General features: G+C 64.8%; 25 protein-coding genes. 17 read left to right on the top strand and 8 right to left on the bottom strand.

Annotated elements, in window-relative coordinates:
• Positions 1 to 2 precede the first annotated feature (2 nt).
• Genes LB557_RS14185 through coaA form a run of 6 tightly spaced genes read left to right on the top strand, consistent with a single transcriptional unit; the run spans position 3 to position 4,035 of the window.
• Complete coding sequence (locus tag LB557_RS14185; protein WP_015314584.1) at positions 3 to 293, top strand: DUF1330 domain-containing protein; 291 nt, start codon at positions 3 to 5, stop codon at positions 291 to 293.
• A complete protein-coding gene (gene hisA, locus LB557_RS14180) occupies positions 294 to 1,043 on the top strand; it encodes a 1-(5-phosphoribosyl)-5-[(5-phosphoribosylamino)methylideneamino]imidazole-4-carboxamide isomerase (RefSeq protein ID WP_224525025.1) in 750 nt (249 codons plus the stop codon).
• The gene (locus tag LB557_RS14175) at positions 1,040 to 1,876 is read left to right on the top strand and encodes an arginase family protein (protein ID WP_224642947.1); all 837 of its coding nucleotides are present in this window, start codon (positions 1,040 to 1,042) and stop codon (positions 1,874 to 1,876) included. Before hisA ends, LB557_RS14175 begins: the two co-directional genes overlap by 4 nt.
• Positions 1,873 to 2,667: an imidazole glycerol phosphate synthase subunit HisF gene (hisF, locus tag LB557_RS14170; protein ID WP_181171414.1), complete on the top strand. Its 795-nt coding sequence runs from the start codon at positions 1,873 to 1,875 to the stop codon at positions 2,665 to 2,667. The genes LB557_RS14175 and hisF overlap by 4 nt, the downstream gene beginning before the upstream one ends.
• A gap of 60 nt (positions 2,668 to 2,727) precedes the next feature.
• Entirely contained in the window at positions 2,728 to 3,051 is a 324-nt protein-coding gene (locus tag LB557_RS14165) for a phosphoribosyl-ATP diphosphatase (RefSeq protein ID WP_015314588.1), read from the top strand.
• A gap of 24 nt (positions 3,052 to 3,075) precedes the next feature.
• Positions 3,076 to 4,035: a type I pantothenate kinase gene (gene coaA / locus LB557_RS14160; protein WP_140660227.1), complete on the top strand. Its 960-nt coding sequence runs from the start codon at positions 3,076 to 3,078 to the stop codon at positions 4,033 to 4,035.
• Positions 4,036 to 4,091: 56 nt separating this feature from the next.
• Here coaA and LB557_RS14155 read toward each other — a convergent pair whose 3' ends face one another.
• The 5 genes from LB557_RS14155 to LB557_RS14135 all read right to left on the bottom strand — a co-directional run bounded on the left by LB557_RS14155 (position 4,092) and on the right by LB557_RS14135 (position 9,037).
• Positions 4,092 to 5,639 carry a DegQ family serine endoprotease gene (locus LB557_RS14155; RefSeq protein ID WP_224642946.1) on the bottom strand — a complete coding sequence of 516 codons (1,548 nt, stop codon included), beginning with the start codon at positions 5,637 to 5,639 and terminating at the stop codon, positions 4,092 to 4,094.
• 186 nt (positions 5,640 to 5,825) lie between these two features.
• A complete protein-coding gene (locus LB557_RS14150) occupies positions 5,826 to 6,545 on the bottom strand; it encodes an MBL fold metallo-hydrolase (protein ID WP_140711860.1) in 720 nt (239 codons plus the stop codon).
• Between the two features lie 70 nt (positions 6,546 to 6,615).
• Positions 6,616 to 7,782, bottom strand: coding sequence for a diphosphate--fructose-6-phosphate 1-phosphotransferase (locus LB557_RS14145; RefSeq protein ID WP_015314592.1), 1,167 nt, complete (start codon positions 7,780 to 7,782; stop codon positions 6,616 to 6,618).
• Positions 7,783 to 7,935: 153 nt separating this feature from the next.
• The gene (locus LB557_RS14140) at positions 7,936 to 8,703 is read right to left on the bottom strand and encodes a L,D-transpeptidase (protein WP_140620583.1); all 768 of its coding nucleotides are present in this window, start codon (positions 8,701 to 8,703) and stop codon (positions 7,936 to 7,938) included.
• 64 nt (positions 8,704 to 8,767) lie between these two features.
• Positions 8,768 to 9,037: a hypothetical protein gene (locus LB557_RS14135; protein ID WP_224642945.1), complete on the bottom strand. Its 270-nt coding sequence runs from the start codon at positions 9,035 to 9,037 to the stop codon at positions 8,768 to 8,770.
• On the opposite strand from LB557_RS14135, the gene LB557_RS14130 reads away from it, so the two are divergent.
• Positions 9,036 to 9,659 carry a LysE family translocator gene (locus LB557_RS14130; RefSeq protein WP_224642944.1) on the top strand — a complete coding sequence of 208 codons (624 nt, stop codon included), beginning with the start codon at positions 9,036 to 9,038 and terminating at the stop codon, positions 9,657 to 9,659. The two genes, LB557_RS14135 and LB557_RS14130, sit on opposite strands and share 2 nt — an antisense overlap.
• Before the next feature lie 30 nt (positions 9,660 to 9,689).
• On the opposite strand, the gene LB557_RS14125 is transcribed toward LB557_RS14130, so the two are convergent.
• Positions 9,690 to 12,476, bottom strand: coding sequence for an autotransporter outer membrane beta-barrel domain-containing protein (locus LB557_RS14125; protein WP_224713067.1), 2,787 nt, complete (start codon positions 12,474 to 12,476; stop codon positions 9,690 to 9,692).
• Positions 12,477 to 12,702: 226 nt separating this feature from the next.
• Between LB557_RS14125 and LB557_RS14120 the strand changes: the two genes are divergently transcribed.
• Both LB557_RS14120 and xylB read left to right on the top strand, forming a co-directional pair.
• Complete coding sequence (locus LB557_RS14120) at positions 12,703 to 14,028, top strand: tetratricopeptide repeat protein (RefSeq protein ID WP_224642942.1); 1,326 nt, start codon at positions 12,703 to 12,705, stop codon at positions 14,026 to 14,028.
• An 80-nt stretch (positions 14,029 to 14,108) separates the two neighbouring features.
• Complete coding sequence (gene xylB, locus LB557_RS14115; RefSeq protein ID WP_224642941.1) at positions 14,109 to 15,563, top strand: xylulokinase; 1,455 nt, start codon at positions 14,109 to 14,111, stop codon at positions 15,561 to 15,563.
• Positions 15,564 to 15,760: 197 nt separating this feature from the next.
• On the opposite strand, the gene LB557_RS14110 is transcribed toward xylB, so the two are convergent.
• Entirely contained in the window at positions 15,761 to 16,123 is a 363-nt protein-coding gene (locus tag LB557_RS14110; RefSeq protein WP_224642940.1) for a nuclear transport factor 2 family protein, read from the bottom strand.
• A gap of 113 nt (positions 16,124 to 16,236) precedes the next feature.
• On the opposite strand from LB557_RS14110, the gene xylA reads away from it, so the two are divergent.
• Positions 16,237 to 17,562: a xylose isomerase gene (gene xylA, locus LB557_RS14105; RefSeq protein ID WP_015314599.1), complete on the top strand. Its 1,326-nt coding sequence runs from the start codon at positions 16,237 to 16,239 to the stop codon at positions 17,560 to 17,562.
• A gap of 208 nt (positions 17,563 to 17,770) precedes the next feature.
• Positions 17,771 to 17,980 (top strand): hypothetical protein, encoded by a 210-nt coding sequence (locus LB557_RS14100; RefSeq protein WP_015314600.1) that lies wholly within the window; start codon positions 17,771 to 17,773, stop codon positions 17,978 to 17,980.
• Between the two features lie 11 nt (positions 17,981 to 17,991).
• Here the strand turns inward: LB557_RS14100 and LB557_RS14095 are convergent, their stop codons facing one another.
• Entirely contained in the window at positions 17,992 to 18,969 is a 978-nt protein-coding gene (locus LB557_RS14095) for a GlxA family transcriptional regulator (RefSeq protein ID WP_224642939.1), read from the bottom strand.
• Between the two features lie 79 nt (positions 18,970 to 19,048).
• Here LB557_RS14095 and LB557_RS14090 point away from each other — a divergent pair, with 79 nt between their 5' ends.
• Genes LB557_RS14090 through LB557_RS14065 form a run of 6 tightly spaced genes read left to right on the top strand, consistent with a single transcriptional unit; the run spans position 19,049 to position 25,757 of the window.
• Entirely contained in the window at positions 19,049 to 19,966 is a 918-nt protein-coding gene (locus LB557_RS14090) for a 3-keto-5-aminohexanoate cleavage protein (protein ID WP_224642938.1), read from the top strand.
• Between the two features lie 45 nt (positions 19,967 to 20,011).
• A complete protein-coding gene (locus LB557_RS14085) occupies positions 20,012 to 20,641 on the top strand; it encodes an HD domain-containing protein (RefSeq protein ID WP_015314603.1) in 630 nt (209 codons plus the stop codon).
• Positions 20,638 to 21,732 (top strand): carnitine 3-dehydrogenase, encoded by a 1,095-nt coding sequence (locus LB557_RS14080; protein WP_224642937.1) that lies wholly within the window; start codon positions 20,638 to 20,640, stop codon positions 21,730 to 21,732. The genes LB557_RS14085 and LB557_RS14080 overlap by 4 nt, the downstream gene beginning before the upstream one ends.
• Before the next feature lie 4 nt (positions 21,733 to 21,736).
• Positions 21,737 to 22,900, top strand: a complete 1,164-nt coding sequence (locus LB557_RS14075) for an acyl-CoA dehydrogenase family protein (RefSeq protein ID WP_023772121.1) — start codon at positions 21,737 to 21,739, stop codon at positions 22,898 to 22,900.
• Between the two features lie 3 nt (positions 22,901 to 22,903).
• Positions 22,904 to 24,982, top strand: a complete 2,079-nt coding sequence (locus LB557_RS14070; protein WP_224642936.1) for an acetate--CoA ligase family protein — start codon at positions 22,904 to 22,906, stop codon at positions 24,980 to 24,982.
• Entirely contained in the window at positions 24,975 to 25,757 is a 783-nt protein-coding gene (locus LB557_RS14065; RefSeq protein ID WP_224642935.1) for a carnitinyl-CoA dehydratase, read from the top strand. Before LB557_RS14070 ends, LB557_RS14065 begins: the two co-directional genes overlap by 8 nt.
• Positions 25,758 to 25,797: the final 40 nt, after the last annotated feature.

Below are 25,797 nucleotides of genomic sequence, written 5' to 3'. Positions count from 1 at the left end.
CCATGAGCAAGAAGGGCTACTGGATGGTAATGCTGACGGTGACAGATCCGGAAGGGTATCAGCGTTACCGCGACGCCATCGGCGACGCGGTTTCGTCTTTCGGAGGCCGCTATCTTGTGCGCGGCGGACAAGTGACCAATCCCGAAGGATCGGAATTTGACAGGCAGGTGGTGGTCGAGTTCGACTCTTATGAAACCGCGCTCAGCTGCTATCGATCGCCAGCCTACCAGACAGCGTTGCAGAACAGGCTGGCGGCTTCGACCGGACATTTCGCGATCGTCGAGGGTGCCTGAGTGATCCTGTTTCCAGCCATCGACCTCAAGGACGGCCAATGCGTGCGGCTGAAGCACGGCGATATGGCGACCGCGACGATCTACAATGATGACCCCGCCGCGCAGGCAAAAGCCTTTGAAGAGCAGGGCTTCGAGTGGCTGCATGTCGTCGACTTGAACGGCGCCTTCCAGGGCCAGAGCGTAAACAGCGCCGCGGTCGGAGCCATCCTGAAGGCGACCAGGAACCCGGTGCAGCTCGGCGGCGGCATTCGCACGCTGGAGCAGATCGAGGATTGGCTCGACCGTGGGCTGGCCCGCGTCATTCTCGGCACGGTGGCGGTGCGCGATCCCGATCTGGTAAGGCAGGCCTGCAAGGCATTTCCGGGCAAGGTCGCCGTCGGCATCGACGCCAAGGGCGGCAAGGTGGCGGTCGAAGGCTGGGCGGAAGCCTCGAGCCTCGGCGTCATCGAACTGGCGAGGAAATTCGAAGGCGCGGGCGTCGCCGCCATCATCTATACCGACATCGACCGCGACGGCGTGCTGACCGGCATCAACTGGGACGCCACCATCGACCTTGCCGACGCGGTGTCGATCCCGGTCATCGCCTCGGGCGGACTGGCCTCGATCGCCGACATCGTGCGCATGACCATGCCCGATGCGAAAAAACTCGAAGGCGCGATCTCGGGCCGTGCCCTCTATGACGGCCGCATCGATCCCACAGAGGCGCTGGCGATCCTGCGGGGCCGGCCGGCGATGGAGGCGCGGTCGTGAAAGTTTCGCTCATCCTGGCCTCCTATGACAGCGGCCACTATCATGGCGGCATGGGCCAGGGGCCCGACGCGCTGATATCGGGCGGGCTCGTCGATGCCCTGACCCTTGCCGGCCACGACGTCACGGTCGAGGATATCGGCAGGGTCGGCGACGGCCAGGAGCGCGAGATCGCCACGGGTTTTGCCGTCTGCAACGCCGTCTCGGGCGAGGTCCGCATGGCCCGCGACAGGGGGCGGTTCCCCATTGTGCTGGCCGGAAACTGCCTGACGTCAGCCGGCGCGGTCGCCGGCGAAGGCGCCGACGCCATCATCTGGGCAGACCAGCACGGCGACCTCAACACGCCGGAGACGTCCGTCTACGGCTTTCTCGACGGCATGGCGCTGTCGACGGTGCTCGGCCTGTGCTGGCGTCCGATGGCGGCCGCCATTCCCGGCTTCAGGCCGATCGATCCCGCGCGCTGCGTGCTCGTCAACGCCCGCGATCTCGATCCGGCGGAGGAAGAACTACTCGAAACATTGCCTGTCATCCGGACGGAATGTCCAGGCGTGGCGCAAGCGACGGAAAAACTGAAGGCCGCCGGCGCCAACAGCGTGCACATGCATCTCGATCTCGACGTGCACGATCCCAAGGCGCTGCAGGCCAACCGTTACGTCACATCAGGCGGACCGAACCCGGAGCAGCTGCGCGACGCGGCCTGCGCCATGGCGCTTGCGGTACCGGTCGTCGGCATCACCGTTTCCGCTTACGATCCGGCCTTCGATGCCCAAGCCGATGTGCCGCCGTTGGTCGGTCAGCTGCTCAACGATCTGCTTGCCACGATAGAGGGCCGCTGATGCTGAAAGCCCGCGTCATCCCTTGCCTCGACGTCAAGGACGGCCGTGTCGTCAAGGGCGTCAATTTCGTCGACCTCATCGACGCCGGCGATCCGGTGGAGGCCGCCAAGGCCTATGATGCCGCCGGCGCCGACGAACTCTGCTTTCTCGACATCACCGCCTCGTCGGACAATCGCGAGACCATCTTCGACGTCATCGCCCGCACCGCGGAACAATGCTTCATGCCGCTGACCGTCGGCGGCGGCGTGCGCCAGGTGGCCGACATCCGAAAATTGCTGCTGGCCGGGGCCGACAAGGTCTCGATCAACACGGCGGCGGTGAAGAACCCGGATTTCGTCGCCGAAGCGGCCGACAAGTTCGGCAACCAATGCATCGTCGTCGCCATCGACGCCAAGAAAGTCTCCGGCCCCGGCGAGGCCGACCGCTGGGAGATCTTCACCCATGGCGGGCGCGAGAAGACCGGCATCGACGCCGTGGAATTCGCGCGGAAAATGGTCGATCGCGGCGCCGGCGAGATCCTGTTGACCTCGATGGACCGCGACGGCACCAAGGCCGGCTACGACATCGCGCTGACCCGCGCGGTGTCGGACGCGGTGCGCGCGCCGGTCATCGCTTCGGGTGGCGTCGGCACGCTCGACCACATGGTCGAAGGCATTCGCGACGGCCGTGCGGGTGCTGTGCTGGCGGCGTCCATTTTCCATTTCGGCACCTACACCATCGCCGAAGCCAAGGCGCATATGGCCAAGGCCGGCCTGCCGATGCGGCTGGACTCGCTGGGCAACAGGTCCTAGAGCATGCTCCCGAAGCCGGCTTTCGGGAAAAACCCGGCTTAAACAAGAAGATAGATCGACATGGCCGAGTTTTCGCTCTCCGACCTGGAAAAAATCGTCAGCGACCGCGCCCATTCCGGCGATCCGGATTCGTGGACGGCCAAGCTTTACGCCCGGGGCATCGACAAGGCGGCGCAGAAACTCGGCGAGGAGGCGGTCGAGACCGTGATCGCCGCCGTCAAGGGCGACAAACAGGGCCTCGTTTCCGAAAGCGCCGATCTTATATATCATTGGCTTGTCGTTCTCGGCATCTCGGGTGTCCCGTTGAACGACGTGCTCAAGGAGCTCGAAGCCCGTACCGGGCGTTCGGGCATCGCCGAGAAGGCGTCGCGGCCCAAGGGCTGATCGGGAGGAAGGGCAGGTATCTCGATGGATCAGCTCGCGCCAACCGAGAAATACTCTCCGTTTCGCTTCTTCTCGGCCGAGCAATGGTCGCGGTTCCGCGCCGATACGCCGCTGACGCTGAGCGAGGACGAGTTCCGCCGCCTGCGTTCGCTCAATGACCCGGTCGACCTCGAAGAGGTCAAGCGCATCTATCTGTCCTTGTCGCGGCTTTTGTCGGCGCATGTCGAGGCGAGCCAGCTTCTGTTCCGGCAGCGCCAGGCTTTCTTCAACGCCGCCGACGTGGCCAAAACGCCTTTCATCATCGGCATTGCCGGTTCTGTCGCGGTCGGCAAATCGACCACGGCGCGCGTGCTGAAGGAATTGCTGGCGCGATGGCCGTCGAGCCCCAAGGTCGACCTCATCACCACGGACGGCTTCCTGCTGCCCAACGAGGTGCTGCGCCGCGAAAACCTGATGGAGCGCAAGGGTTTCCCCGACAGCTACGATGTCGGCGCGCTGCTGCGTTTCCTCTCGGGTATCAAGTCGGCGTTGCCCGATGTCCGCGCGCCGGTCTATTCGCACCTTACCTATGACGTCATCCCCGGCGAGTTCGTCACCATCGACCGGCCCGACATCCTGATCTTCGAAGGCATCAACGTGCTGCAGCCGGGCAAGCTGCCGCAGGACGGCAAGATCGTGCCCTTCCTGTCGGACTTCTTCGACTTCGCCATCTACATCGATGCCGACGAGAAGCTGATCCACAATTGGTATATTTCCCGCTTCATGCGGCTGCGCGAAACCGCCTTCCGCGATCCGGACTCCTTCTTCCACCGCTATTCGCAGCTGTCGGAGGATGCGGCCAAGGCGATCGCCGAGGGCCTGTGGACCAACATCAACCTGAAGAACCTGCGCGAAAACATCCTGCCGACGCGTGCCCGCGCCGACTTGATCCTGCGCAAGGGCGCCGACCACCTGATCGAGGAAGTGGCGCTGCGCAAGTTGTAGCCGATAGACTGGGCGTAGCGGGCGCTCCACAAGCCCGCCACGCCGCTGTTTATGTGTCAGCCATTGGCGAACGGCACGGCGACATAGATCTGGGTGTCACCACGCTCGACCAGAAGCAGCACCGATTTGCGTCCGGATTTGCCGGCTTGGGCAATCGCCTGGGTCACCTGCCTGGCGCTCTTCACCGGAGCCTGGTTGACGGCGACGATGACATCGCCCGGCTGGATGCCGGCAGTCGCTGCCGGCTTGTCGGGATTGACGCTCGCAACCACCGCGCCGTGCTCGTTCTCGGGGAGGTTCATCTGCTGGCGGATGTCCGGCGTGATATCCATCAAGCCGAGGCCGACGGCCGGCACGCGGGAGCCCTGTTCGGCGCCCGGCGCGCTGGAGTCATCCGTCGATGCCGTTTTCACATCGTCGCTGTTGCGCCCGACCTCCACCGAGATCTGCATGGCCTTGCCCTTGCGCCAGACATCCAGTCTCTCCTTGGCACCCGGCGCGACGTCGGCGACGGCTCGTGACAGGTCCTTGGGATCCTTAACGTCCTGGCCGGCGAAGCCGGTGATGACGTCACCGGTCTCGACGCCGGCCTTGGCCGCGGGCGAGCCGTCATTGACCTGCGAGACCAAGGCACCGCTGGGACGGTCCAGCCCGATGGCGCTTGCCACATCCGGGGTGACGGGCTGGATCTCGACGCCGAGATAGCCGTATTCGATGTTGCCGCCCTTCATCAGCTTGGCGACCACCTTCTCGGCCTGGTCCGACGGAATGGCGAAACCGACACCGACGCTGCCGCCATTGGGCGAATAGATCGCCGTGTTGATGCCGACGACATTCCCGTTGACGTCCACCAGCGGGCCGCCGGAATTGCCGTGATTGATCGGCGCGTCGATCTGGATGAAATCGTCGAAGGGCCCGCTATGCAGGTCGCGGCCACGCGCCGAGACGATACCGGCCGTTACCGTGGTGCCGATGCCGAACGGATTGCCGATCGCCAGCACCTGGTCGCCTGTCATGAGCTTGTCGGAGTCGCCCCATTTCACGGTTGGCAACGACTTGCCGGCGTTGATCTTCAGCACGGCGAGGTCGTTCTTGGCATCGTGACCGACCAGCTTGGCCGGGAGCTCCGTGCCGTCGTCGAGCGTGACCTTTATCGAGGAAGCGCCGTCGACGACATGGTTGTTGGTGACGATGGTGCCGTCGGCACCGACGATGAAGCCCGAACCGAGCGCTTCGGCCCGCGGCAACCGCTGTTGCGGAGGCGTCTTGGGAGCGGGCATGCCCTGATCGCCGAAGAACTGGCGGAAATAGTCGTCGAAGGGCGAGGCGCCATCGAAGGGCGACGCTTCGTTCATTGCTTCCGGCTGTCCTTTCATGACCGTGGTCACGGTCACGACGGCCGGCTTGGTCGTGGCCACGATCGGCGCCAACGAACCGCTCGGGGCCGTGGTCCCGGCAACGGGGGTCTGCGTCGTTGCAACCGTGTTGCCCGTGCCGACGCCGTTCGCGCTGTCGGCGAATGAGACGACAAAGGGAGAAACCAGCAGCGCGGCGCCCAGCAGGGCGGCGATGCGATGCCTACGAAGAATGCTCAGGTTTGACATGGTCGTTCTGTCCGGGCGAGGGGTTGATCCGCGCCGCGGGTCTTCCTGGGAGAAGTGCCCGTCAGCGTGCCGACGGCCCGGGTTGCCTGCCTCGCCACGCATGGCAGCCGGCCGGATCGACAACAACTATCTAGGGCGCCGATCTGCGCGATTTAGGGTTTTAGCCCGACCTTACGAAGATTTAATTCAGAGTGCGCTTACGGATCGCAGATAGGCCGACGCGATTTCGCGCATGCGCCCGCCGTCGAAGCTCGGGCCGTGGCCGCCATGGCCGATCCTGATCGGCAGGTCGAGCAGCCGGCGCATCGTGTTGCGATAGGCCTCCCGGTCGGAATCCGGCAAATCGTCGATCAGCGTGTCGTCATAGATGGCGTCGCCGCTGAAAAACAGGCCGTCGGCCTCATCGAAAAGCGCGATCGAATCCGGCGAATGTCCGGGGAGATGCAGCACCCGAAACCGGCGGTCTCCTAGATCGACCACGTCGCCTTCGTCGAGCATACGCGTCAACGGTGCCGGCGCTATCGCATAGTCGGCCGACTTCCAGCCAGGCGCCGGCAATTTCGAAACGGCGCCCTCGAGATCGTGGAACATGTAGGCGTAAGTCGCGGCCTCATCCATGCTCTCGAATTGCGCTGCGCTCATCCTTGGCCCGGCCCGCAGCGGAAATTCGTGCAGCGAGCCGACATGGTCGAGGTGGATATGGGTGGCGACGACCAGAAGCGGCTTGCCTTCGGGCGTCCTTATCTCCGGCGCCAGCGGACAGATGCCCATCCCGGTGTCGACCAGAAGGTCGGCGTCGCGGCCGGTGAAATGCCAGATATTGGCGCGCACATAGTCGTGCACGAACGGCTCGGTCAGCATCGTCGTCCTGCCGTCGACGATGCGCCTGGAGAACCAGCTATTCATCAGGTGTGAGCCTGGGCATCAAGTGTGAGCCGGGCATCGGGTGTGAGCCGGGCATCAAGCGGACCCGGCATCAGACGAACGGCTTTCCGACCTTGTATTTTTCCGGCACCAGCCGCTTGAGATAGGCCATTCCGGCCTCGGACAGCTGGTTGGCGTCGGGCTTCATGAAATCGTCGGGCATGTGGCGGGTCTTGCCGGCGACGTTCTTCAGCGGCACCTTCTTCAGCACTATCTTGCTGCCATCATATTGCAGCGCCACCGAGCCGCCGCCCTGTTCGGCGACGCCGACGGCAAAAGCGCCGGCATCGAAGGCCTCCTGCGCATCGACCGGGCTGATGGAGCCGACATAGCCGCGCGGCATGTAGCCGAGTGCGTCGACGCGGGCACGCTTGCCCGGCAGCCCCTCGGCCAATGCCCGTTCGAGCGCCGCCGGCAGGTCGCTGCCCGAGAGTTTGACGTTGCCGTGCTGGTCGCGCTCGAGCTTGTCCGCCGGCACCAGGCTTTCGACCAGCGCCTTGCCGTCGGCGGTGCTGACGCCTTCCGACACGGCGACGATGCAGCGCTTGTGGCGGTCGAGCGTGGCGCGCACGTCGTCGATGAAGCCGGCGGCGGAGAACGGCCGCTCCGGGACGTAGACCAGATGCGGGCCGCTGTCGGAATCGAGCTGCCAGGCCGCCGACGCCGCGGTCAGGAAGCCGGCATGGCGGCCCATGACGATGCCGACATAGATGCCAGGAAGCGCGCGAAAATCGAGATCGACGGACAGGAAGGCGCCAGCGACGAATTCGGCCGCGGACATGAAGCCCGGCGTATGGTCGTTTTCCTCGAGATCGTTGTCGATGGTCTTCGGCGCATGGACGAAAGCGATCTTGCCGCCGGCGGCATCGGTCAGGATCTGCTGCGTGCCCGAGGTGTCGTTGCCGCCGATATAGATGAAGGCGTCGGCGCCCGCCTTCTGCAGGCCTTTCAGGATGACCTCGCAATAGGCGGCATCCGGCTTGTCGCGCGTCGACCCGAGGGCAGCGCTCGGCGTCCCGGCGATCAGCCGCAGCCGGTCCTCGGGGATGGCGGAGAGGTCGACATAGTTGCCGTCACGGATGCCACGCACACCGTGCAAGGAGCCCAGCACCTTGGCACCGGGATGGCGCCTGCGGATCTCCAGCGCGGCGCCCACGACCGTCTGGTTGATGACGGCGGTCGGGCCGCCGCCCTGCGCGATAACGAAAGTTCCGGCCATGCTTGATGTCTCCCTGGAGCATGACGCCGAAAGAGACGGATTCGAATTTCAGGTCGAACGGACCTGAAATCATCCGGCTCTAGGCGATGGTTTTCAGGTCACCTTGGCCTGTCTTGCCGCATCGCGCAACGGGAGAAACGGAGGGCTGGACGATCACATGACGACGACGGGGTTTTTCTTCGAAACCCGGCTGTAGAGGTCGATGATGTCCTGGTTGATCAAGCGCACGCAGCCCGACGACATCGCCTGGCCGATGCTCCACCATTCCGGCGAGCCATGGATGCGGTAGCCGGTGTCCTTGCCGTCCTGGTAGATGTAGAGCGCACGCGCCCCGAGCGGATTGGTCAGGCCGCCGGGCTGGCCGCCCTGCCACTTCACCAGTTCCGGCTTGCGCTGGATCATTTCGGGCGGCGGCGTCCAGGTCGGCCACTCCCTGCCGTACTGGATGTTGGCGCGGCCGGACCAGCGGAAACCGTCCTTGCCGATACCGACGCCGTAGCGGATGGCGTCGCCACCCGGCTGGACGAGATAGAGCATGCGTTCCTTGAGATGCACGACGATGGTGCCGGGCGCCTCGCCGGTCGTATCGACGACGATCTGGCGACGGAACTCCGGCTTGACCTTGAGATAGGGCACCTCGGGCACGTTGAAGCCGTTATCCGTCAAGGAGGCATACATGACGTCGGGGCTGGTGATGTTCTTGTCGACGCTGATCGACGGCCGGATCGGCACCGAACCGGTGACCGTATCGTCGAGCTGCAGCGCCGGCAGATCGCCACCACCCGAGGTCGAGCAGCCGGCGACGCCGAGCAATGCCAAAGCGCCCGCCCCGGACAGGACGGCGCGGCGGGAAAGAAGAAGATCGGTTTCGACTGCGTCGCCGTTTCGTGGCGGCGTCGGACCTTGCGGCAACTCACGCATATACCCAAACCCTACGCTGTCGGCGGGAAGCACGGTCCGGCCGGATAGTGGGCATTTTCATCATTCATGGTTGATAAAGCGTGAATGCCTTGCGCTGCTTGCGTTTGCGCCTTGCCGAGGCGCCGCTCCGCCCTCCCGCGCGGTCGCCATTAAACATCTGCAAGACGTTGAAACCGTCATCAAGCTTTTTGCGGCTGGCGCAATTGACGTCGCGGTCCCGTAAGAGTCGTGCCGGTTGCCCGGCCGGAATACGCAAAAACAAGGATTCGGCCCCTTTACATTCTTCGGGAGCCAAGGATTTATCCTCTTCCTTGAGCTCAAAGGAGACGAGCATGTCCTTCGAAAACTGGGCCGCCTTCGCTGCCGCGTCGACCATCCTCCTCATCATCCCGGGCCCGACAATCCTTCTGGTCGTCTCCTATGCGCTGGGCCAGGGCTGGCGCACCGCTTTGCCGATGGCGGTCGGCGTGGCGCTCGGCGACTTCACCGCCATGACCTTGTCGATGCTGGGCATCGGCGCGCTGCTTGCCGCTTCGGCTGGTGTCTTCACCATCCTGAAACTGATCGGCGCCGGCTATCTGATTTATCTCGGGGTGAAACTGTTCCGCGCCGGCGGCGCGCTGAAGGCCGACCCCCGCACCGACGCGGTGTCGTCGGCCAAGATGATGGCGCATGCCTGGCTGGTCACGGCGCTCAACCCGAAAAGCATCACCTTCTTCGTCGCCTTCCTGCCGCAGTTCCTCGACCGGCACGCCGACTTCTGGACGCAGATGCTGATCTTCGAGACGACCTTCCTGGCGCTCGCCTTCGCCAACGCCTTCGGTTACGCGCTGATCGCGGCACGCGCCCGCAACGTGGTCCGCAATCCCAAGGCGATCCGCATCTTCAACCGTACCGGCGGCACGCTCCTGGTCGGCGCCGGCATCGCCACGGTGGCGATGCGTTCCGGCAATTGATGTCCCGACGCGGGTGAGGCCCGGAGGGCCTCACCATTTAACGCTGAAGCCCAGATTGCCCTCGAGGATGCGGCGTTTGTCGCCGCCGAGATTGGTGGTGTAGTCGCCGGTGGCGAAGATGCTGACCTTGTCGGTCACCTTGGCGACGATACCGCCGCCGAACTCGAACGAGGTCGACCTGCCCTCCGTCGAGATGTCGGTGGTGTCGAAACTGACACGATCGGTGCCGCCAAAATCATGCCAGATATTGGCCTTGAGGTAGGGCTGCAGCGCTATTCCATTGACAACGGACTCGCCCTGCAGCCGAGCCCCGATCCGGCCGGTGACGCGGCCCTCGCTATCGAAGGAAACCGACGAGAAACGATCCTTGGCATCGTCGAGCGACAGATGCTGCCAGATCAGTTGCGCCTGCGGTTCGAGCGTCCAGCCCTGCGCCAGCGCAATGGGATAGCCGCCCTCCAGCGAGGCGGTGACACCTGTTCCGCCAATGTCGATGCCGACATCGCGCGACGACGTCGCGTCGCCGCCGAAGAAGGTGGCCATGAGGACGCCGTCGAGATACCAGCCGCCTTGGCCGATGCGGGTCCAGTAACCGCCGACGCTGGTGCCGCTGACATCGATGCCGCCGACGGACAGATCATTCCGCCCCAGCGCCTGGCCGCGCACATCGCCCTTCATGCTGGCATAGGCGACGAACAGGCCGGCGCGATCGATCCCGCCCGACGCGGTTTCGCGTCCGAAGACGTCGAAGCCCGCCTGCAGGCCGAACAAGGTGCCGTCGAAGAACGGCGACACCGTTCCCGACCAGCCCACCTTGGCGTCCTGGCCGTAGATGCGGCCCCAGACCGGAGAGAGTTCGGTGTTCGACAACAGGCTCTGTTCGCCACGCCGTTCATGGAACGTGCCAAGTGTCGTCATCGCCAGATGCTCGGCCACAGGCGGCACCGCGGAATAGACCGGCACCTCGACGCGATAGAGCAGGATTTCCTCCCCTGCCGCGGGCATCGGAAGATCGGGCACGGCGGTCGGGACCGGCGGGGGCGGTGGCGGTGGATCAGCCGCCGGCGCCGGCGGCGGCGGCGGCGGCGGCACGGGCACCGGATCGCCAGCCTGCACCGGCGGCGTCGGATCGACCGGCGGAGTGTTGATGTCGCCCTCGGTCGGCGCCGGCACCGGCGGCAGCGCGGATGGCGGCGGCGGAGGTTCGGTCTCGGGCGGCACCGGTTCCGGCGCGGGTGTTGGTTCTGCCGCCGGCGGCGCCGCGGCCGGCGATGTCGGCGTTATCAGCGACGAGCGCAGATACCAGTTCTCCGCGCTGCCTGCGGTGACGCCACCCTTGAACAGATAATATTCGAAGGCGCCTGCCGCGACCGGCACGTCGAGCGCGAAGGCGCTTGAGGTGGAGGTGGCGCCGTTGACCGCCTGGACGACCATGATGCCGTCCTGCATCGTTTCGGCCCCCGCGCCGCCGACATTGACCACCGCGATGCCGGTCGAGCCGGAAGCCGTGCCGCCCGAAAGCACCAGCCTGTCCGACGCCGACGAATCATCGCCGAGCTCGGTCTGGATGAGCAGCAGGCCGCCGAGCCCGGTGTAATTGCCCGAAATCATCAGCCGGTCCGTCGCGCCGGTACTGCCATTGGTCAGGTCGATGCGGCCTGCATTGACGACGTCCGCAAGCTGGCCCGACGTAAAGGCCTGGATCGATGCGTTGAAGCCGCCGCCATAGAGCGTGCTCGCGGCATCGACATTGAGCGATCCCGTGCCGGTGCCGCTGTCTCCAAGCACGAGATTGCCGTCCAGCGTGAGCTGGGTGTCGTTGGTGGCGTCGACGGTCTCCCAGTTCTGGATCCGGCTGATGCCGTCGAGCTTGACGTTATCGAAGGTCAGCGTATCGGTGCCGAGACCGCCATTCAGCGCGTCGGCGCCGCCCAGATTGGCTTTGGTCAGGTTGCTCAGCTTTGCCGTATCGTTGTCGCCGCCGAGATCGACGGCGCCGTAAATGATGCCGCCACCATTCCAGGCGAAATTGTCGGCTCCGAAGCTCATCAGCACATCGCCGCCGACGGTGCCGCCCGTGATCGTCACGCTGTCGTTGCCGCCGCTGACGCTGATGTTGCCGCCGATCGTGCCGCCGGAGAGAATGATGGTGTCCTGGTCGAAGCCGGTGACCAGGTTGCGGTCGATGATGCCGCCCGACATGTTGAAATAGTTCTTGTCGAGCTTCATGTTGACGCGGCCGATGCGGCCGTCGGTGATCACGGCACGGTCGCCGTCGTCGAAGAAATCGACGATGCGCCCGCCGGTCATGGTGAAGGTGTCCAGCCCGTCGCCCTGGTTCAGCGAACCGACCTGGCCGCCGCTCATGTTGAAGTCGTCGATGCCGGCGCCCTGCTGGACATTGCCGGCGACGGTGCCGCCGCCGATGGCGAAGAAATCCGTGCCGTCGCCCTGATCGACCGTGCCGGTGATGGTGCCTGACTGCATGTTGATGCGGTCCGTGCCCGGGCCGAAGGTGACGTTACCGCTCACCTGGCCGGTGCCGCCGGCGGGAAAGTTCAGCGTGTTGTTGCCGATGGTGTCGTTGAGGCTGCCGCCCGAATCGCCACTATCGCAAGTGAAGACGTCATTGCCCGGAGACGGAACCAGCAGGCATGCCGCCAGGGCCGCGGAGTTCGGCAGCAACATAAGGGTCGTAGTTGCAAGTAACCTAATAAACCCAGCATTGATCCGCCTGGGCTTTCGCTGCAGCAAAGAAACAGCCCTGCCAATGTGCTCCGAACCGCTGTTCGGAACCTGTATTTCAAAATGCCGCATCGCGTCCCCTCTCAGATCGCGATTTCAAGCCCCTTACCCGCGCCGCAATCAAGCCACAATTCGTCCAGTTTTACAAAGCCTATTCTGTCTCCCATGGTTGATGAACTGCAAAAATGTCTGACATGCCGCGGCGCGACTCGTGAAATGGCGTAGCCGTGGCCTATGCTTTAAGATCACGCTGGACCGTGGGCATCATGCCCATTGGGCCTCGACCGGGGACTCTCGCATGGCCATCAGGGACGCATTTGGCCTGGCATTTTCGGGCGCGACGGAAGCTGGATTCGCGCCCTACGGCCAGGCCGTGCGCGAATTGCAGTGTTTCATTGGCGATCCCGTGAAATCCGTCGATCGCGCCATCGCGCAGGACCCCGGTTTTGTCATGGCGCATGTCTTCAAGGGCTACCTTTTCGGCCTTGCCACCGAACCGGAGGCGACGGCCGTGGCCAGGACCTGCCACGAGGCGGCGCTGCCGCTTGCCGCGACAACGCGTGAGCGGGCGCATGTCTCGGCCCTCGGCCACCTCGCCAACGGGCGCTGGCATCAGGCCTCCGGCATTCTGCAGGACATAGCGATCGATTTTCCGCTCGACGCCGTGGCGCTCCAGGTCGGACACCAGGTCGATTTCTTCACCGGCAACGCCCGCATGCTGCGCGACCGCATCGCCCGCGCCCTGCCGTCATGGCAGGCGGACATGCCGGGGTATCACGCCATTCTCGGCATGCAGGCCTTCGGACTCGAAGAGATGGCTGAGTATGCGCAGGCCGAAAGGCTCGGCCGTACGGCGGTCGAGATCGAACCGCGCGATGGCTGGGCGCAACATGCGGTCGCGCATGTGATGGAGATGCAAAGCCGGCAAAGGGACGGCATCGCCTGGATGCGTGCCGATCCCGAAGCCTGGACCAAGGACAGCTTCCTTCAGGTCCACAATTGGTGGCACCTGGCGCTGTTCCACTACGATCTCGGCGAGACCGGCGAGGTGCTGGCGCTCTATGACGGGCCGATCTATGGCAGCAGATCGACGCTGGCGCTCAACATGGTCGATGCATCGGCGATCCTGTGGCGGCTTCACCTCGGCGGCGTCGACGTCGGCGACCGCTGGACGGCGCTAGCCGCCAATTGGGTGCCCAAGGCCGCTGCCTCCAACTATGCCTTCAACGACGCCCACGCGATGATGGCCTTTGTCGGCGCCGGGCTCGATGCTCCGGCCCGGACCTTGCTCGGGGCACAGCGCGAAGCGATGCGGGGCGGTGACGACAATGCCGCTTTCACGCGGGATGTCGGCCATCCCCTGACGCTTGCGATCAAGGCGTTCGGAGAGGGCAACTACGCCGAAACCATCCGACTGATCCGGCCGATCCGGACCATCGCCCATCGATTTGGCGGCAGCCACGCGCAGCGCGACGTCATCGATCTGACGCTGATAGAGGCCGCCTTGCGTGCCGGCGACGGTGCACTGGCCAGGGCGCTGACGACGGAGCGCTCGACCGTACGCCCGGACAGTCCGCTGTCGGCGCTGTTTTCGAGACGTGCCGCCGATTTGTCAGAGAATTGACCCGGAGCGGATCTTGCCTTAAAAACTGGCTCAAACATATTTTTCGGGTTCCGAAAAAAATAAGAACGTGGGAGGAAACCATGTATCTCGGCCTCGACCTGGGCACATCGGGCGTCAAGGCGCTGCTGATCGATGCCGGACAGGGCGTCATCGGCTCCGGCCATGGCACGCTTGATGTTTCTCGCCCTCATCCGGGCTGGTCCGAGCAGGATCCCCTGCACTGGATACGCGCCTGCGAAGACGCGATCGCCGAACTGAAGGCGGCACATCCCGGGCAGTTCGCCGCAATCAAGGGCATCGGCCTGTCGGGCCAGATGCATGGCGCGACCTTGCTCGATGCGGCCGATCAGGTGTTGCGGCCCTGCATCCTGTGGAACGATACGCGCAGCCATGTCGAGGCGGCGGCACTGGACGCCGATCCGCGCTTCCGCGCGCTCACCGGCAACATCGTCTTTCCCGGCTTCACCGCGCCCAAGCTCGCCTGGGTGAAGAACAACGAACCCGCTGTCTTCGCCAAGGTGGCAAAGGTGCTTTTGCCCAAGGATTTCCTGCGGCTCTGGCTGACCGGCGAGCATATTTCGGAAATGTCGGATTCGGCAGGCACGTCCTGGCTCGATGTCGGCAAGCGGCGCTGGTCTTCCGAGTTGCTTGCGGCGACCTCGCTTGAGGAAAAGCAGATGCCGTCGCTGGTTGAGGGCACGGAAAAAGCCGGCGCCCTGCGCGCCGGACTCGCGTCGCGGTGGGGCATCGCGGCCGGCACTCCGGTGGCTGGCGGCGCCGGCGACAATGCGGCTTCCGCCTGCGGCATGGGCACGGTCGGCGCCGGCCACGCTTTTGTCTCGCTCGGCACATCGGGCGTGCTGTTTGCCGCCAACGCCGCCTATCTGCCCAACCCGGCCAGCGCGGTGCACACCTTCTGTCATGCGCTGCCCAACACCTGGCACCAGATGGGCGTCATCCTGTCGGCAACCGATTCGCTCAACTGGCTGTCGGAGATCACGGGCAAGGGCGCGGGCGAACTGACATCGGAACTTGGCGAGATGCTGAAGGCGCCGACCGGCGTATCCTTCCTGCCCTATCTCTCGGGCGAGCGGACACCACACAATGATTCCGCCATTCGCGGCTCGTTCACCGGCCTGGCGCATGAATCGGGCCGCGCAGTGCTGACACAGGCCGTGCTCGAAGGCGTCGCCTTTGCCTTCCGCGACAGCCTGGAGGCATTGAAAACCGCCGGCACGACCTTGACGCGCGTGACCGCGATCGGCGGCGGCTCGCGCTCGCGCTACTGGCTGAAGGCGATCGCCACCGCGCTGCAATTGCCGGTGGATATTCCGGCTGATGGCGATTTCGGCGCTGCGTTTGGAGCGGCCAGACTTGGCCTGATCGCCGCGACCGGCGCCGATCCGCTGGCGGTGTGCTCCGCGCCGAGGACAGATGCGACGATCGAGCCGGATGCAGCTCTTGGCGGCGCCTTCGCCGATGCCTATCACCGCTACCGCGCGCTCTATCCGGCGATCAAGGCCGTAACCGCATGAATTGGCGCCAGGCCCCCCCCTCTGGCCTGCCGGCCATCTCCCCCTCAGGGGGGGAGATCGACAGTGTTGATGGCTATGCCAACCCTGGAATGCAGGCGAATGGCGAAGGCGGAAAAATCAGCCAATCTCCCCCCCTGAGGGGGAGATGGCCGGCAGGCCAGAGGGGGGCGCCTCGCACCTCCCCAACCCAATCAGCCTCACTGCGCCGGCACCTTGTCGAGGAAGCCGGTGACGCTCTTCAGGCGGCCGTTCTCGATGATGCCGATGTCGGTGCCTTCGATGACGGAAGCAGTGCCCTCGGGCCCGAGATTCCAGGAGAAGCGGATCTTGTCGGCAAAGCCGTCCGGCGTGCCCTTCAGCGAGAAGCGGAAGCCGGCAAAGCGCTGCTGGACGCCGCCGATCAGCGCCGCGATGCCTTCATGGCCGTCACCCTGCATGAGCGGATCGCGATAGCTGACGTCCTCGGTGAAGACAGCCTTGAGCAAGGCCGCCCGGCGGTCGGCATCGCTTTCGTTCCAGGCGGTGATGTAGTTCACGGCGATCGTGTCGAGGTCGGTCATGGTCTGTCTCCTTCGTTTGACGGTTTTGACAGGACCGTTTTCGACCAGCCTCGGCGTGAAACCAATTACGCCTGAGGTAATCGGGCAAACCTATCTTGGAGAGGAAGAGAACCATGAGCAGCGGCTTTTTCGGCGATATCCAGACAATCAAATATGAAGGACCGGATTCGACCAATCCGCTGGCCTACCGTTTCTACAATCCCGACGAAGTGGTGGCCGGCAAGCGGCTGGAAGACCATCTGCGCTTTGCCGTCGCCTACTGGCATTCCTTCGCCTGGCCGGGCGGCGACCCGTTCGGCGGCCAGACCTTCGACCGTCCCTGGTTCCCCAAGGCCGGCGGGATCGACACGATGGAACTGGCGAAACTCAAAGCCGATGTCGCCTTCGAGATGTTCTCGCTGCTCGGCGCTCCCTATTTCTGCTTCCACGACGCCGATGTGCGGCCCGAGGGCAAGGATTTTTCCGAAAGTGCGGCACGCCTCGATGAGATCGCCGATTATTTCGCCGGCAAGATGAAGCAGACCGGCGTCAAGCTTTTGTGGGGCACGGCGAACCTGTTCTCCAACCGCCGCTTCATGTCGGGCGCGGCGACCAATCCCGATCCGGATGTGTTCGCCTACGCGGCCGCGACGGTGAAGAGCTGCATCGACGTCACCAAGCGGCTGAAGGGCGAGAACTACGTGCTGTGGGGCGGGCGCGAGGGTTATGAGACGCTGCTCAACACCGATCTTGCCCGCGAGCAGGAACAGGCCGGCCGTTTCCTGAACCTCGTCGTCGACTACAAGCACAAGATCGGCTTCAAGGGCACGATCCTGATCGAGCCGAAGCCGCAGGAGCCGACAAAACACCAGTATGACTACGACGTCGCGACCGTCTACGGCTTCCTCAAGCGCTTCGGCCTGGAGAAGGAGGTCAAGCTCAACATCGAGCAGGGCCACGCCATCCTGGCCGGCCACTCCTTCGAGCACGAACTGGCGCTGGCCAATGCGCTCGGCGTCTTCGGCTCGATCGACATGAACCGCAACGACTACCAGTCGGGCTGGGACACCGACCAGTTCCCCAACAACGTGCCGGAAATGGCGCTGGCATATTACCAGGTGCTCCAGGCCGGCGGTTTCAAGACCGGCGGCACCAATTTCGACGCCAAGCTGCGCCGCCAGTCGCTCGACCCGCAGGACCTGCTGATCGGCCATATCGGCGGCATGGATTCCTGCGCGCGCGGCCTCAAGGCGGCAGCGAAGATGGTAGAGGACAAGGCGCTGTCGGGTCCGCTCGCCGAGCGCTATGCCGGCTGGAACAGCGCCGAGGCCAAGGCGATGCTGTCGGGCAAGCGGACGCTGGAAGAGATCGCCGAGCGCGTGGTGAAGAAGAAGATCGAGCCGCAACCGCGCTCCGGCCGCCAGGAACTGCTCGAAAACATCGTCAACCGCTACGTCTGACGCTGCCTGACCGTCGGCAATCCAAGCCGGCGCACTATGCGATTCGAAAGCTTGGCGCGCGGAAACTTTCTGCGCGCCATGCTGAAATCGACGACAAGGTTTTGCCCCTTGCCGCCTCTCAATGACCTCGCTCTTGCCTTCAAACTGCCGTCACGAATCTCGTATAGGTATGGCTCGTGGCGGGAGAGGAAGAAGGAGGCGAACCGATATGCAGAACGAACGTGAAATCGACGCCCTGCTCTCACCTGGCGAGGCCGGATCGATCATCGACCGGCTGATGGCAATGCCGCATCCCAGGGATGGCGCGCGCCGGTCCAACGAATGGGATCGTGCTGTTGCCAGCCGTTTCGAGACCCATCTGGCCAGACAGATGCGCTCGCAGATCGATGGCGGCAGCGACCGGCAAAACGCCGCCTGAGCCGCCTGGATTCAACCTCGGCGAAGCCTGACAGGGGCTTCGCCAAAAGCCCTTGAAAATGCTCTCGAAAAGGCCGCGGCAGACGAGAACCCCGTCCGCCCGGCGATATCCGCCATGGCGATCCGCGTGTCGACAACGAGCCGGCGCGCGGCGCCCAGGCGCAGCCTGAGATAGTAGGCGCCCGGCGTCTCGCCGATCGACTTGCGAAAGATGCTTTCCAGGGTGCGCGCCGTCACCCCGGCGCGCTTGGCCACCGCGTCGATGGTCAGCGGCTGGTCGACATGCGCTTCCATCAAGCGGATCGCTTGCGCCAGCCGCGGATCGTAGCCGTCGAGCCGGCCGAGCGAGACCAGCGGCTGGGCATCAGTCGCGGCACGCGCCTGGTCGTAGATGAAGACGCTGGCGACATCGAGCGCCACCGCCATGCCGAGCCGCGTGCGAATCAAGTGCAGCATCAGGTCGAAGGTCGGCGAGGCGCCGCCCGAGGTGAACACCGGCCCGTCGATGACATAGCGGTCCGGCCGGACATCGACGCCGGGAAAAGCCGACGAAAAATCCTCCATGTCTTCCCAATGGGTGGTGGCGCTGCGGCCCTCCAGCAGGCCGGCGCGCGCCACCAGCCAGGTGCCGGCCTCGACGCCGCCGCACGCGCGGGCCGCCCGCGCCGCCCTCCGCAAGCCTGAAAGCAGGGCCGACGTCGCGTAGTTCTGGGTGCCGAAACCGGCGACGACGACGAGAACGTCGGTTGTCTCCTTGGCGTCGAAACGGCCGCTGACCGCCACAGGCAGGCCGCAGGTGGTAACCGGCGCCTCGCCTGTCACCGAGACCAGTTTGAAATCGAACAGGGTTTCGCCGGAAATGCGATTGGCGGCGCGCAGCGGGTCGACGGCGGAGGCGACGCACATGATAGAGGAGCCGGAAAACACCAGGAACGTTACCTTGAGGGTCTCACGTTCGGCGCGAAAGACGAACTTTTCGCTTTTGATCATGTCCCCTTCGTAAAACGCAAAGCAGCTTTGATCAAGTCGAGCGATGGTAGGGGCTGTTTCGAATGGGAGGAGAGTTTCGATGCCGCTCGCGATGAACCGTGAGGTTTTCATTACCTGTGCCGTGACCGGGTCCGGCGGCTCGCAGGATCGCTCACCCCACGTACCGCGCTCGCCCAAGCAGATCGCCGATTCGGCGATCGACGCGGCCAAGGCCGGCGCTGCCATCGTCCATTGCCATGTGCGCGACCCCGAAACCGGCAAGCCCAGGCGCGACGTGCATCTCTACCGCGAGGTGACCGAGCGCATCCGCGCGGCGGATGTCGACGTCATCCTGAACCTCACCGCCGGCATGGGCGGAGACATGGTGTTCGGCTCGCCCGAAGCGCCGCTGCCGCTCAACGAAAAAGGCACCGACATGGGCGGCGCCACCAACCGCATGGAACATGTGCGCCAGTGCCTGCCGGAAATCTGCACGCTCGACTGCGGCACCATGAATTTCGCCGAGGCCGACTATGTCATGACCAACACGCCCGGCATGCTGCGCGCCATGGGCGGCATGATGACGGCGCTCGGCGTCAAGCCCGAGATCGAGGCCTTCGACACCGGGCATCTCTGGTTCGCCAAGCAACTGGTCGAGGAAAGGGTGCTCGATTCGGACGCGCTGGTGCAGCTCTGCATGGGCGTGCCGTGGGGGGCGCCCGACGACCTCAACACCTTCATGGCGATGGTCAACAACGTGCCGTCGACATGGAACTGGTCGGCTTTCGCCATCGGCCGCAACCAGATGGCCTACGCCGCTGCCGCCGTGCTCGCCGGCGGCAATGTCCGCGTCGGCCTCGAGGACAATCTGTGGCTCGACAAGGGCGTGCTGGCGACCAATGCGCAATTGGTCGAGCGTGCCGCCTCGATCATCACCAGTCTCGGCGCCCGGATCCTGGGGCCGGAAGAAGTGCGCAAGAAGCTCAACCTGACCAAGCGAGCGCCGATCGCGGCATAAATTATTCGCAGGGAGGGTCGATAATTATTCGCAGGGAGGGTCGATATGGCTACTGTAAAATTCACCGCCATGAAGGATGGCGACAGGCAAGACTACGAGTTCCTGACCGCCCACGAGATCGACTACGCGGCCAGGACCGGCGAGCGGCTGCTGGACGCGCTGGTGCAGCTCGACGAAGGCCTGTCCGGCTACAAGATCACCCGGCTCGGCCATTCGCTGCAGGCGGCGACGCGCGCCTGGCGCGACGGCGCCGACACCGACTGGATCGCCTGCGCCGTGCTGCACGACATCGGCGACATCTACGCGCCCTACAATCACGACGAATACGCCGCTTCGATCCTGAAACCTTTCGTGCGCGAGCAATGCACCTGGGTGGTGGAGAAGCATGGCGACTTCCAGCGCCTCTACTACGCCCACCATCTCGGCGGCAATCGCCATGCGCGCGACCGCTTCGCCGGCCATGCCTATTTCGACGATTGCGACCAGTTTTGCGAACGCTGGGACCAGTCGAGCTTCGACCCTGATTATGAGACGCTCCCGATCGACTTCTTCCGGCCGTTCGTGCTCGAAGTCTTCGCCCGCAAAGCCTACGACCCATCTGTCATCCGCGCCGGCGAGCGCGTGCCTCTCACCGATCCCGAAACCGCCAGGACAAGAACCGGAGCCTCTCAATGAGCATCATCAACAAGGCGGCCGCCATCGGCGGCGGGGTCATCGGCGCCGGCTGGGTGGCGCGGCTCCTGCTCAACGGCATCGACGTGTCGATCTTCGATCCCGATCCCGAAGCTTCGCGCAAGGTCTCGGAAGTGATGAAGGGCGCGCGCCGCGCCTATAGGCAGATGGTGCCGGGCGGCCTGCCCAAGGAGGGCAAGCTGACCTTCGCCAAGACGATCGCGGAGGCGGTCGCGGATGCCGACTTCGTCCAGGAAAGCGTGCCGGAACGGCTCGACCTCAAGCACAAGGTGCTGGCCGAGATCGACACCCACGCGCCGGCCAACGCCATCGTCGGTTCGTCGACCTCGGGCATCAAGCCGACCGACATGCAGGTGGCGATGAAGAAGCACCCGGAACGGCTGGTCGTCGGCCATCCGTTCAATCCGGTCTATCTGCTGCCGCTGGTCGAGATCGTCGGCGGCGACCAGACTTTCCCGGAAGCCATCGAAGTCGCCAAGGAAATCTATGCCTCGATCGGCATGAAGCCGGTCGTCATCCGCAAGGAGATCGAGGCTTTCGTCGGCGACCGTCTGCTCGAAGCCGCCTGGCGCGAGGCACTGTGGCTGATCAAGGACGGCATCTGCACGGTCGAGGAACTCGACGACATCATGCGCTACGGCTTCGGCCTGCGCTGGGCGCAGATGGGCATGTTCCAGGTCTATCGTGTCGCCGGCGGCGAGGCCGGCATGCGCCACTTCATGGCGCAGTTCGGGCCCTGCCTGAAATGGCCGTGGACCAAGCTGATGGACGTGCCGGAGTTCAACGATGAGCTGGTCGACCTGATCGCCACCCAGTCTGACGACCAGGCGCACGGCCTGTCGATCCGCGAACTGGAAAAGATCCGCGACGACAATCTGGTCGCGATCATGGATGCGCTGTCGAAGCAGAACAAGGGCAAGGGCTGGGGCGCCGGCGCGCTGCACAAGGACTATACCAAGCAACTCGCCAAGCTGGCGGCGAAGAAGCCCGTGGCCTCAAAGGCAGCGGAAAGGGCCAGGGCCGCCAAGCCGGTGAAGAAAGCCGAAAAGCCGAAGAAAAAGAAGAAGGGCTGAGACCATGGATTTCGGTCTTTCGGAAGAGCAGAAACTCATTGTCGAGACGACGCGCGCCTTCGTCGAGAACGAGCTTTATCCGCACGAGCGCGAGGTCGAGCGCACTGGCGTGCTGCGCCGCGAGCTGATCGAGGAGATCAAGGCGAAGGCGATCGAGGCGGGCCTCTATGCCGCCAACATGCCTGCCGATGTCGGCGGCGCGGGGCTCGATACGGTGACCTGGCTGCTCTACGAGAAGGAACTCGGCCGCGCCAATTACGCGCTGCACTGGACCTGCGTGGCGCGCCCTTCCAACATCCTGCTCGCCGGCACGCCGGAGCAGCGCGAAAAGTATCTTTTCCCCTGCATCCGCGGCGAGAAATGGGACTGCCTGGCGATGACCGAGCCGGGCGCCGGCTCCGACCTGCGCGGCATGAAGGCGACCGCCGTGCAGGATGGCGACGACTGGGTGCTGAACGGCACCAAGCATTTTATCTCCCACGCCGATCTCGCCGACTTCGCCATCGTCTTCATGGCCTCGGGCGAAGAGGATTCACCGCGCGGAAAGCGCAAGAAGATCACCGCCTTCTTCGTCGACAAGGGCACCAAGGGATTCACGGTGCGCGACGGCTATCGCAACGTCTCGCATCGCGGCTACACCAACGCCATTCTCGAATTCGACGACTGCCGGCTGCCGGCATCCCAGGTTCTGGGCGAGGTGCACAAGGGCTTCGACGTCGCCAATTCCTGGCTCGGCGCCACGCGGCTGCAGGTCGGCGCCACCTGCCTCGGCCGTGCCGAGCGAGCGCTCGGCCATGCGGTCGAATATGCCGCGCAGCGGCAGCAGTTCGGCCAGCAGATCGGCAAGTTCCAGGGCGTGTCGTTCAAGCTCGCCGACATGGCGACGGAACTCAAGGCCGCCGACCTGATGGTGTTCGAAGCCGGCTGGAAGTACGATCAGGGCACCGTCACCGACCAGGACATGGCCATGGCCAAGCTGAAGGCCACCGAAATGCTCGCCTTCGTTGCCGACGAGGCCATCCAGATCCATGGCGGCATGGGGCTGATGGATGACCTGCCGCTGGAGCGCATCTGGCGCGACGCCCGCGTCGAGCGCATCTGGGAAGGCACGTCGGAGATTCAGCGACATATTATTTCGCGGGCGCTGCTGCGTCCGTTCGGGGCTTGATCGATGCATAAACTTGAACGCCTCCTGCGCCCCAAATCGATCGCCGTGTTCGGCGGCGTGCAGGCCGCCGCCGTCGTCGCGCAATCGATCAAGATGGGCTTTGCCGGCGAGATCTGGCCGGTGCACCCAACCAAGGACGAAGTGGCCGGACGCAAGGCCTACCGATCCGTCGCCGATTTGCCCGGCGCGCCGGACGCCGCCTTTGTCGGCGTCAACCGGCACCTCACCATCGAGGTGGTCAAGGCGCTGGCCGAACGCGGCGCCGGCGGCGCCGTCTGCTTTGCCGCCGGCTTCCTCGAGACCGAGGCCTATGACGAGGACGGCGAAAGGCTGCAGGCCGAACTGGTGGCCGCCGCCGGCCAGATGCCGATCATCGGACCGAACTGCTACGGCCTGATCAATTATGCGGACGGCGCGCTTTTGTGGCCAGACCAGCATGGCGGCATCAGGCTGGAAGGCGGCGGCAAGGGTGTCGCCATCATCACTCAGTCGTCCAACATCGCCATCAACATGACGATGCAGAAGCGCGGCCTACCGATCGCCTTCCTGATGACCGCCGGCAACCAGGCGCAGACCGGCCTGTCCGAAATGGCGCTCGGCCTGATCGAGGACGAGCGCGTCACCGCGCTTGGCCTGCACATCGAGGCGTTCGATTCGGTAGCCGGCTTCGAGCGCCTGGCGGCAAGGGCACGTGAGCTCAAGAAGCCGATCATCGCCATGAAGGTCGGCCGCTCCGAACAGGCGCGGCAGGCAACCGTCTCGCACACGGCGTCACTCGCCGGCTCGGACGCTGCTTCCGGCGCCTTCCTGAAGCGGCTTGGCATCGCTCGCGTCGATTCCATCCCCTCCTTCATCGAGGCGCTGAAGCTGCTGCACATCACCGGCCCGCTGCCTGGCTATACCTTGTCGTCGATGAGCTGTTCGGGCGGCGAGGCATCGGTCATGGCCGACAGCGCCGAAGGCCGATGGGTCAACTTCCCGGTCCTGAACGACACCCATCGCGCCCATGTCAAATCGACGCTAGGGCCGCTGGTCGCGGTGGCCAATCCCCTGGACTATCACACCTTCATCTGGAACAACGAGCCGGCGATGACCGCCACCTTCACCGCCATGGTGTCGGGCGGCTTCGACCTCAACATGCTGGTGCTCGACTTCCCGCGTCCCGATCGCTGCTCGGTGACCGACTGGTGGGCGACGCTGCGCGCTTTCGAATCGGCGCTGAAGACCAACAAGGCGCGTGGCGCCATCGTCTCCTCGCTGCCGGAGAACCTGCCGGAGGAATACACCGCCGAGCTGATGGCGCGCGGCATGGTGCCGCTTTTCGGCATTTCCGAAGCGATGGACGCCGCCCAGGCGGCGGCCTTCATCGGCTGGGCCTGGCGCGAGCCGCAGGCGCAGCCGGTGGATACATCGGCGTCGGGCGCGGCCGGTGGCGATCATGTTACGCCCGACGAGGCGCAAGCCAAGGCGCGGCTGATCAAGGCCGGGCTTCCAGTGCCAAAAGGCGAACGCGCCGGCAATGCGGTCGAAGCGGTGATCTCGTCCATGGCGCTCGGCTTCCCCGTCGCCCTGAAGGCGCTTGGCGTCACCCACAAGTCCGAGGTCGGCGCCGTCAGGCTGAACCTCAAGGACGCCGAATCGGTCAGCACCGCGGCGCATGACCTGTTGCCGCTCGGCACCGGGCTCTATGTCGAGCGCATGGTGCGCGACGGCGTCGCCGAACTGATCGTCGGCTTCACCCGCGACCCGATGTTCGGCGCCGTGATGACGCTGGGCACCGGCGGCGTGCTGGTCGAATTGCTGCGCGACAGCGTCACGCTGATGCTGCCGGCAACGCGCGACGACATCGAGGCCGCACTGCGCGGCCTGAAACTGTTCCCGCTGCTCGAAGGCTATCGCGGTCGGCCGAAGGCCGATCTCGCGGCCGCCATCGACGCCATCGCGGGCATTGCCGGCTTCGTGCAGGAGAATGCCGGCGAGATCGAGGAACTCGACATCAATCCACTGATCGTCTGCTCCGAGGGCAAGGGTGCCTGGATCGCCGATGCATTGCTGGTGCTGGGAGAAAACAAGAATGCCTGACGTCATTTCGACCCGCCGCGAAGGCTTGATCCTCGAGGTCACGCTCGACCGCCCCAAGGCCAATGCCATCGACCTGAAAACCTCGCGGCTGATGGGTGAAACCTTCAAGGCGTTTCGCGACGATCCCGACCTGCGCGTCGCCATCGTCAAGACCGCCGGCGACAAGTTCTTCAGCGCCGGCTGGGACCTGAAGGCCGCCGCGAGCGGCGACGCGGTCGACGGCGACTATGGCGTCGGCGGTTTCGCCGGTCTGCAGGAACTGCGCGACCTGAACAAGCCGGTCATCGCCTGCGTCAACGGCATGGCGGTGGGCGGCGGCTTCGAGCTGGCGCTGTCCTGCGATCTCATCTACGCCTCCGATCATTCCTCCTTCGCGCTGCCCGAAATCCGCGCCGGCACGCTGGCCGACGCGGCGACGATCAAGCTGCCGAAGCGCATCCCCTATCATGTCGCCATGGACCTTTTGCTCACCGGCCGCTGGATGGATGTCGCCGAGGCGCATCGCTGGGGCCTGGTCAACGAGGTGCTGCCCAAGGAAAAGCTCGAGGACCGCGTCTGGGAGATCGCCCGGCTGCTCGCCAGCGGCCCGCCGCTGGTGTTCGCAGCGATCAAGGAGACCGCGCGGGTGGCGGAATCGCTGACCTTCCAGGAGGCGATGAACAAGGTGACGCGCCGGCAACTGCCGACGGTCGATGCGCTCTATGGGTCGGAGGACGGCATGGAAGGTTTCCGCGCCTTCGCCGAAAAGCGCGAACCGGTATGGAAGGGGAGATAGCTCGCCGACGATGATGTTCCGTCACACCCCCCTCTGGCCT

The sequence above is a fragment of the Mesorhizobium sp. BR115XR7A genome (assembly GCF_020165315.1).
Taxonomy (GTDB): domain Bacteria; phylum Pseudomonadota; class Alphaproteobacteria; order Rhizobiales; family Rhizobiaceae; genus Mesorhizobium; species Mesorhizobium australicum.
Note: the sequence above shows the minus strand (reverse complement) of the source record. Positions and strands in the feature narration are given on the sequence as shown.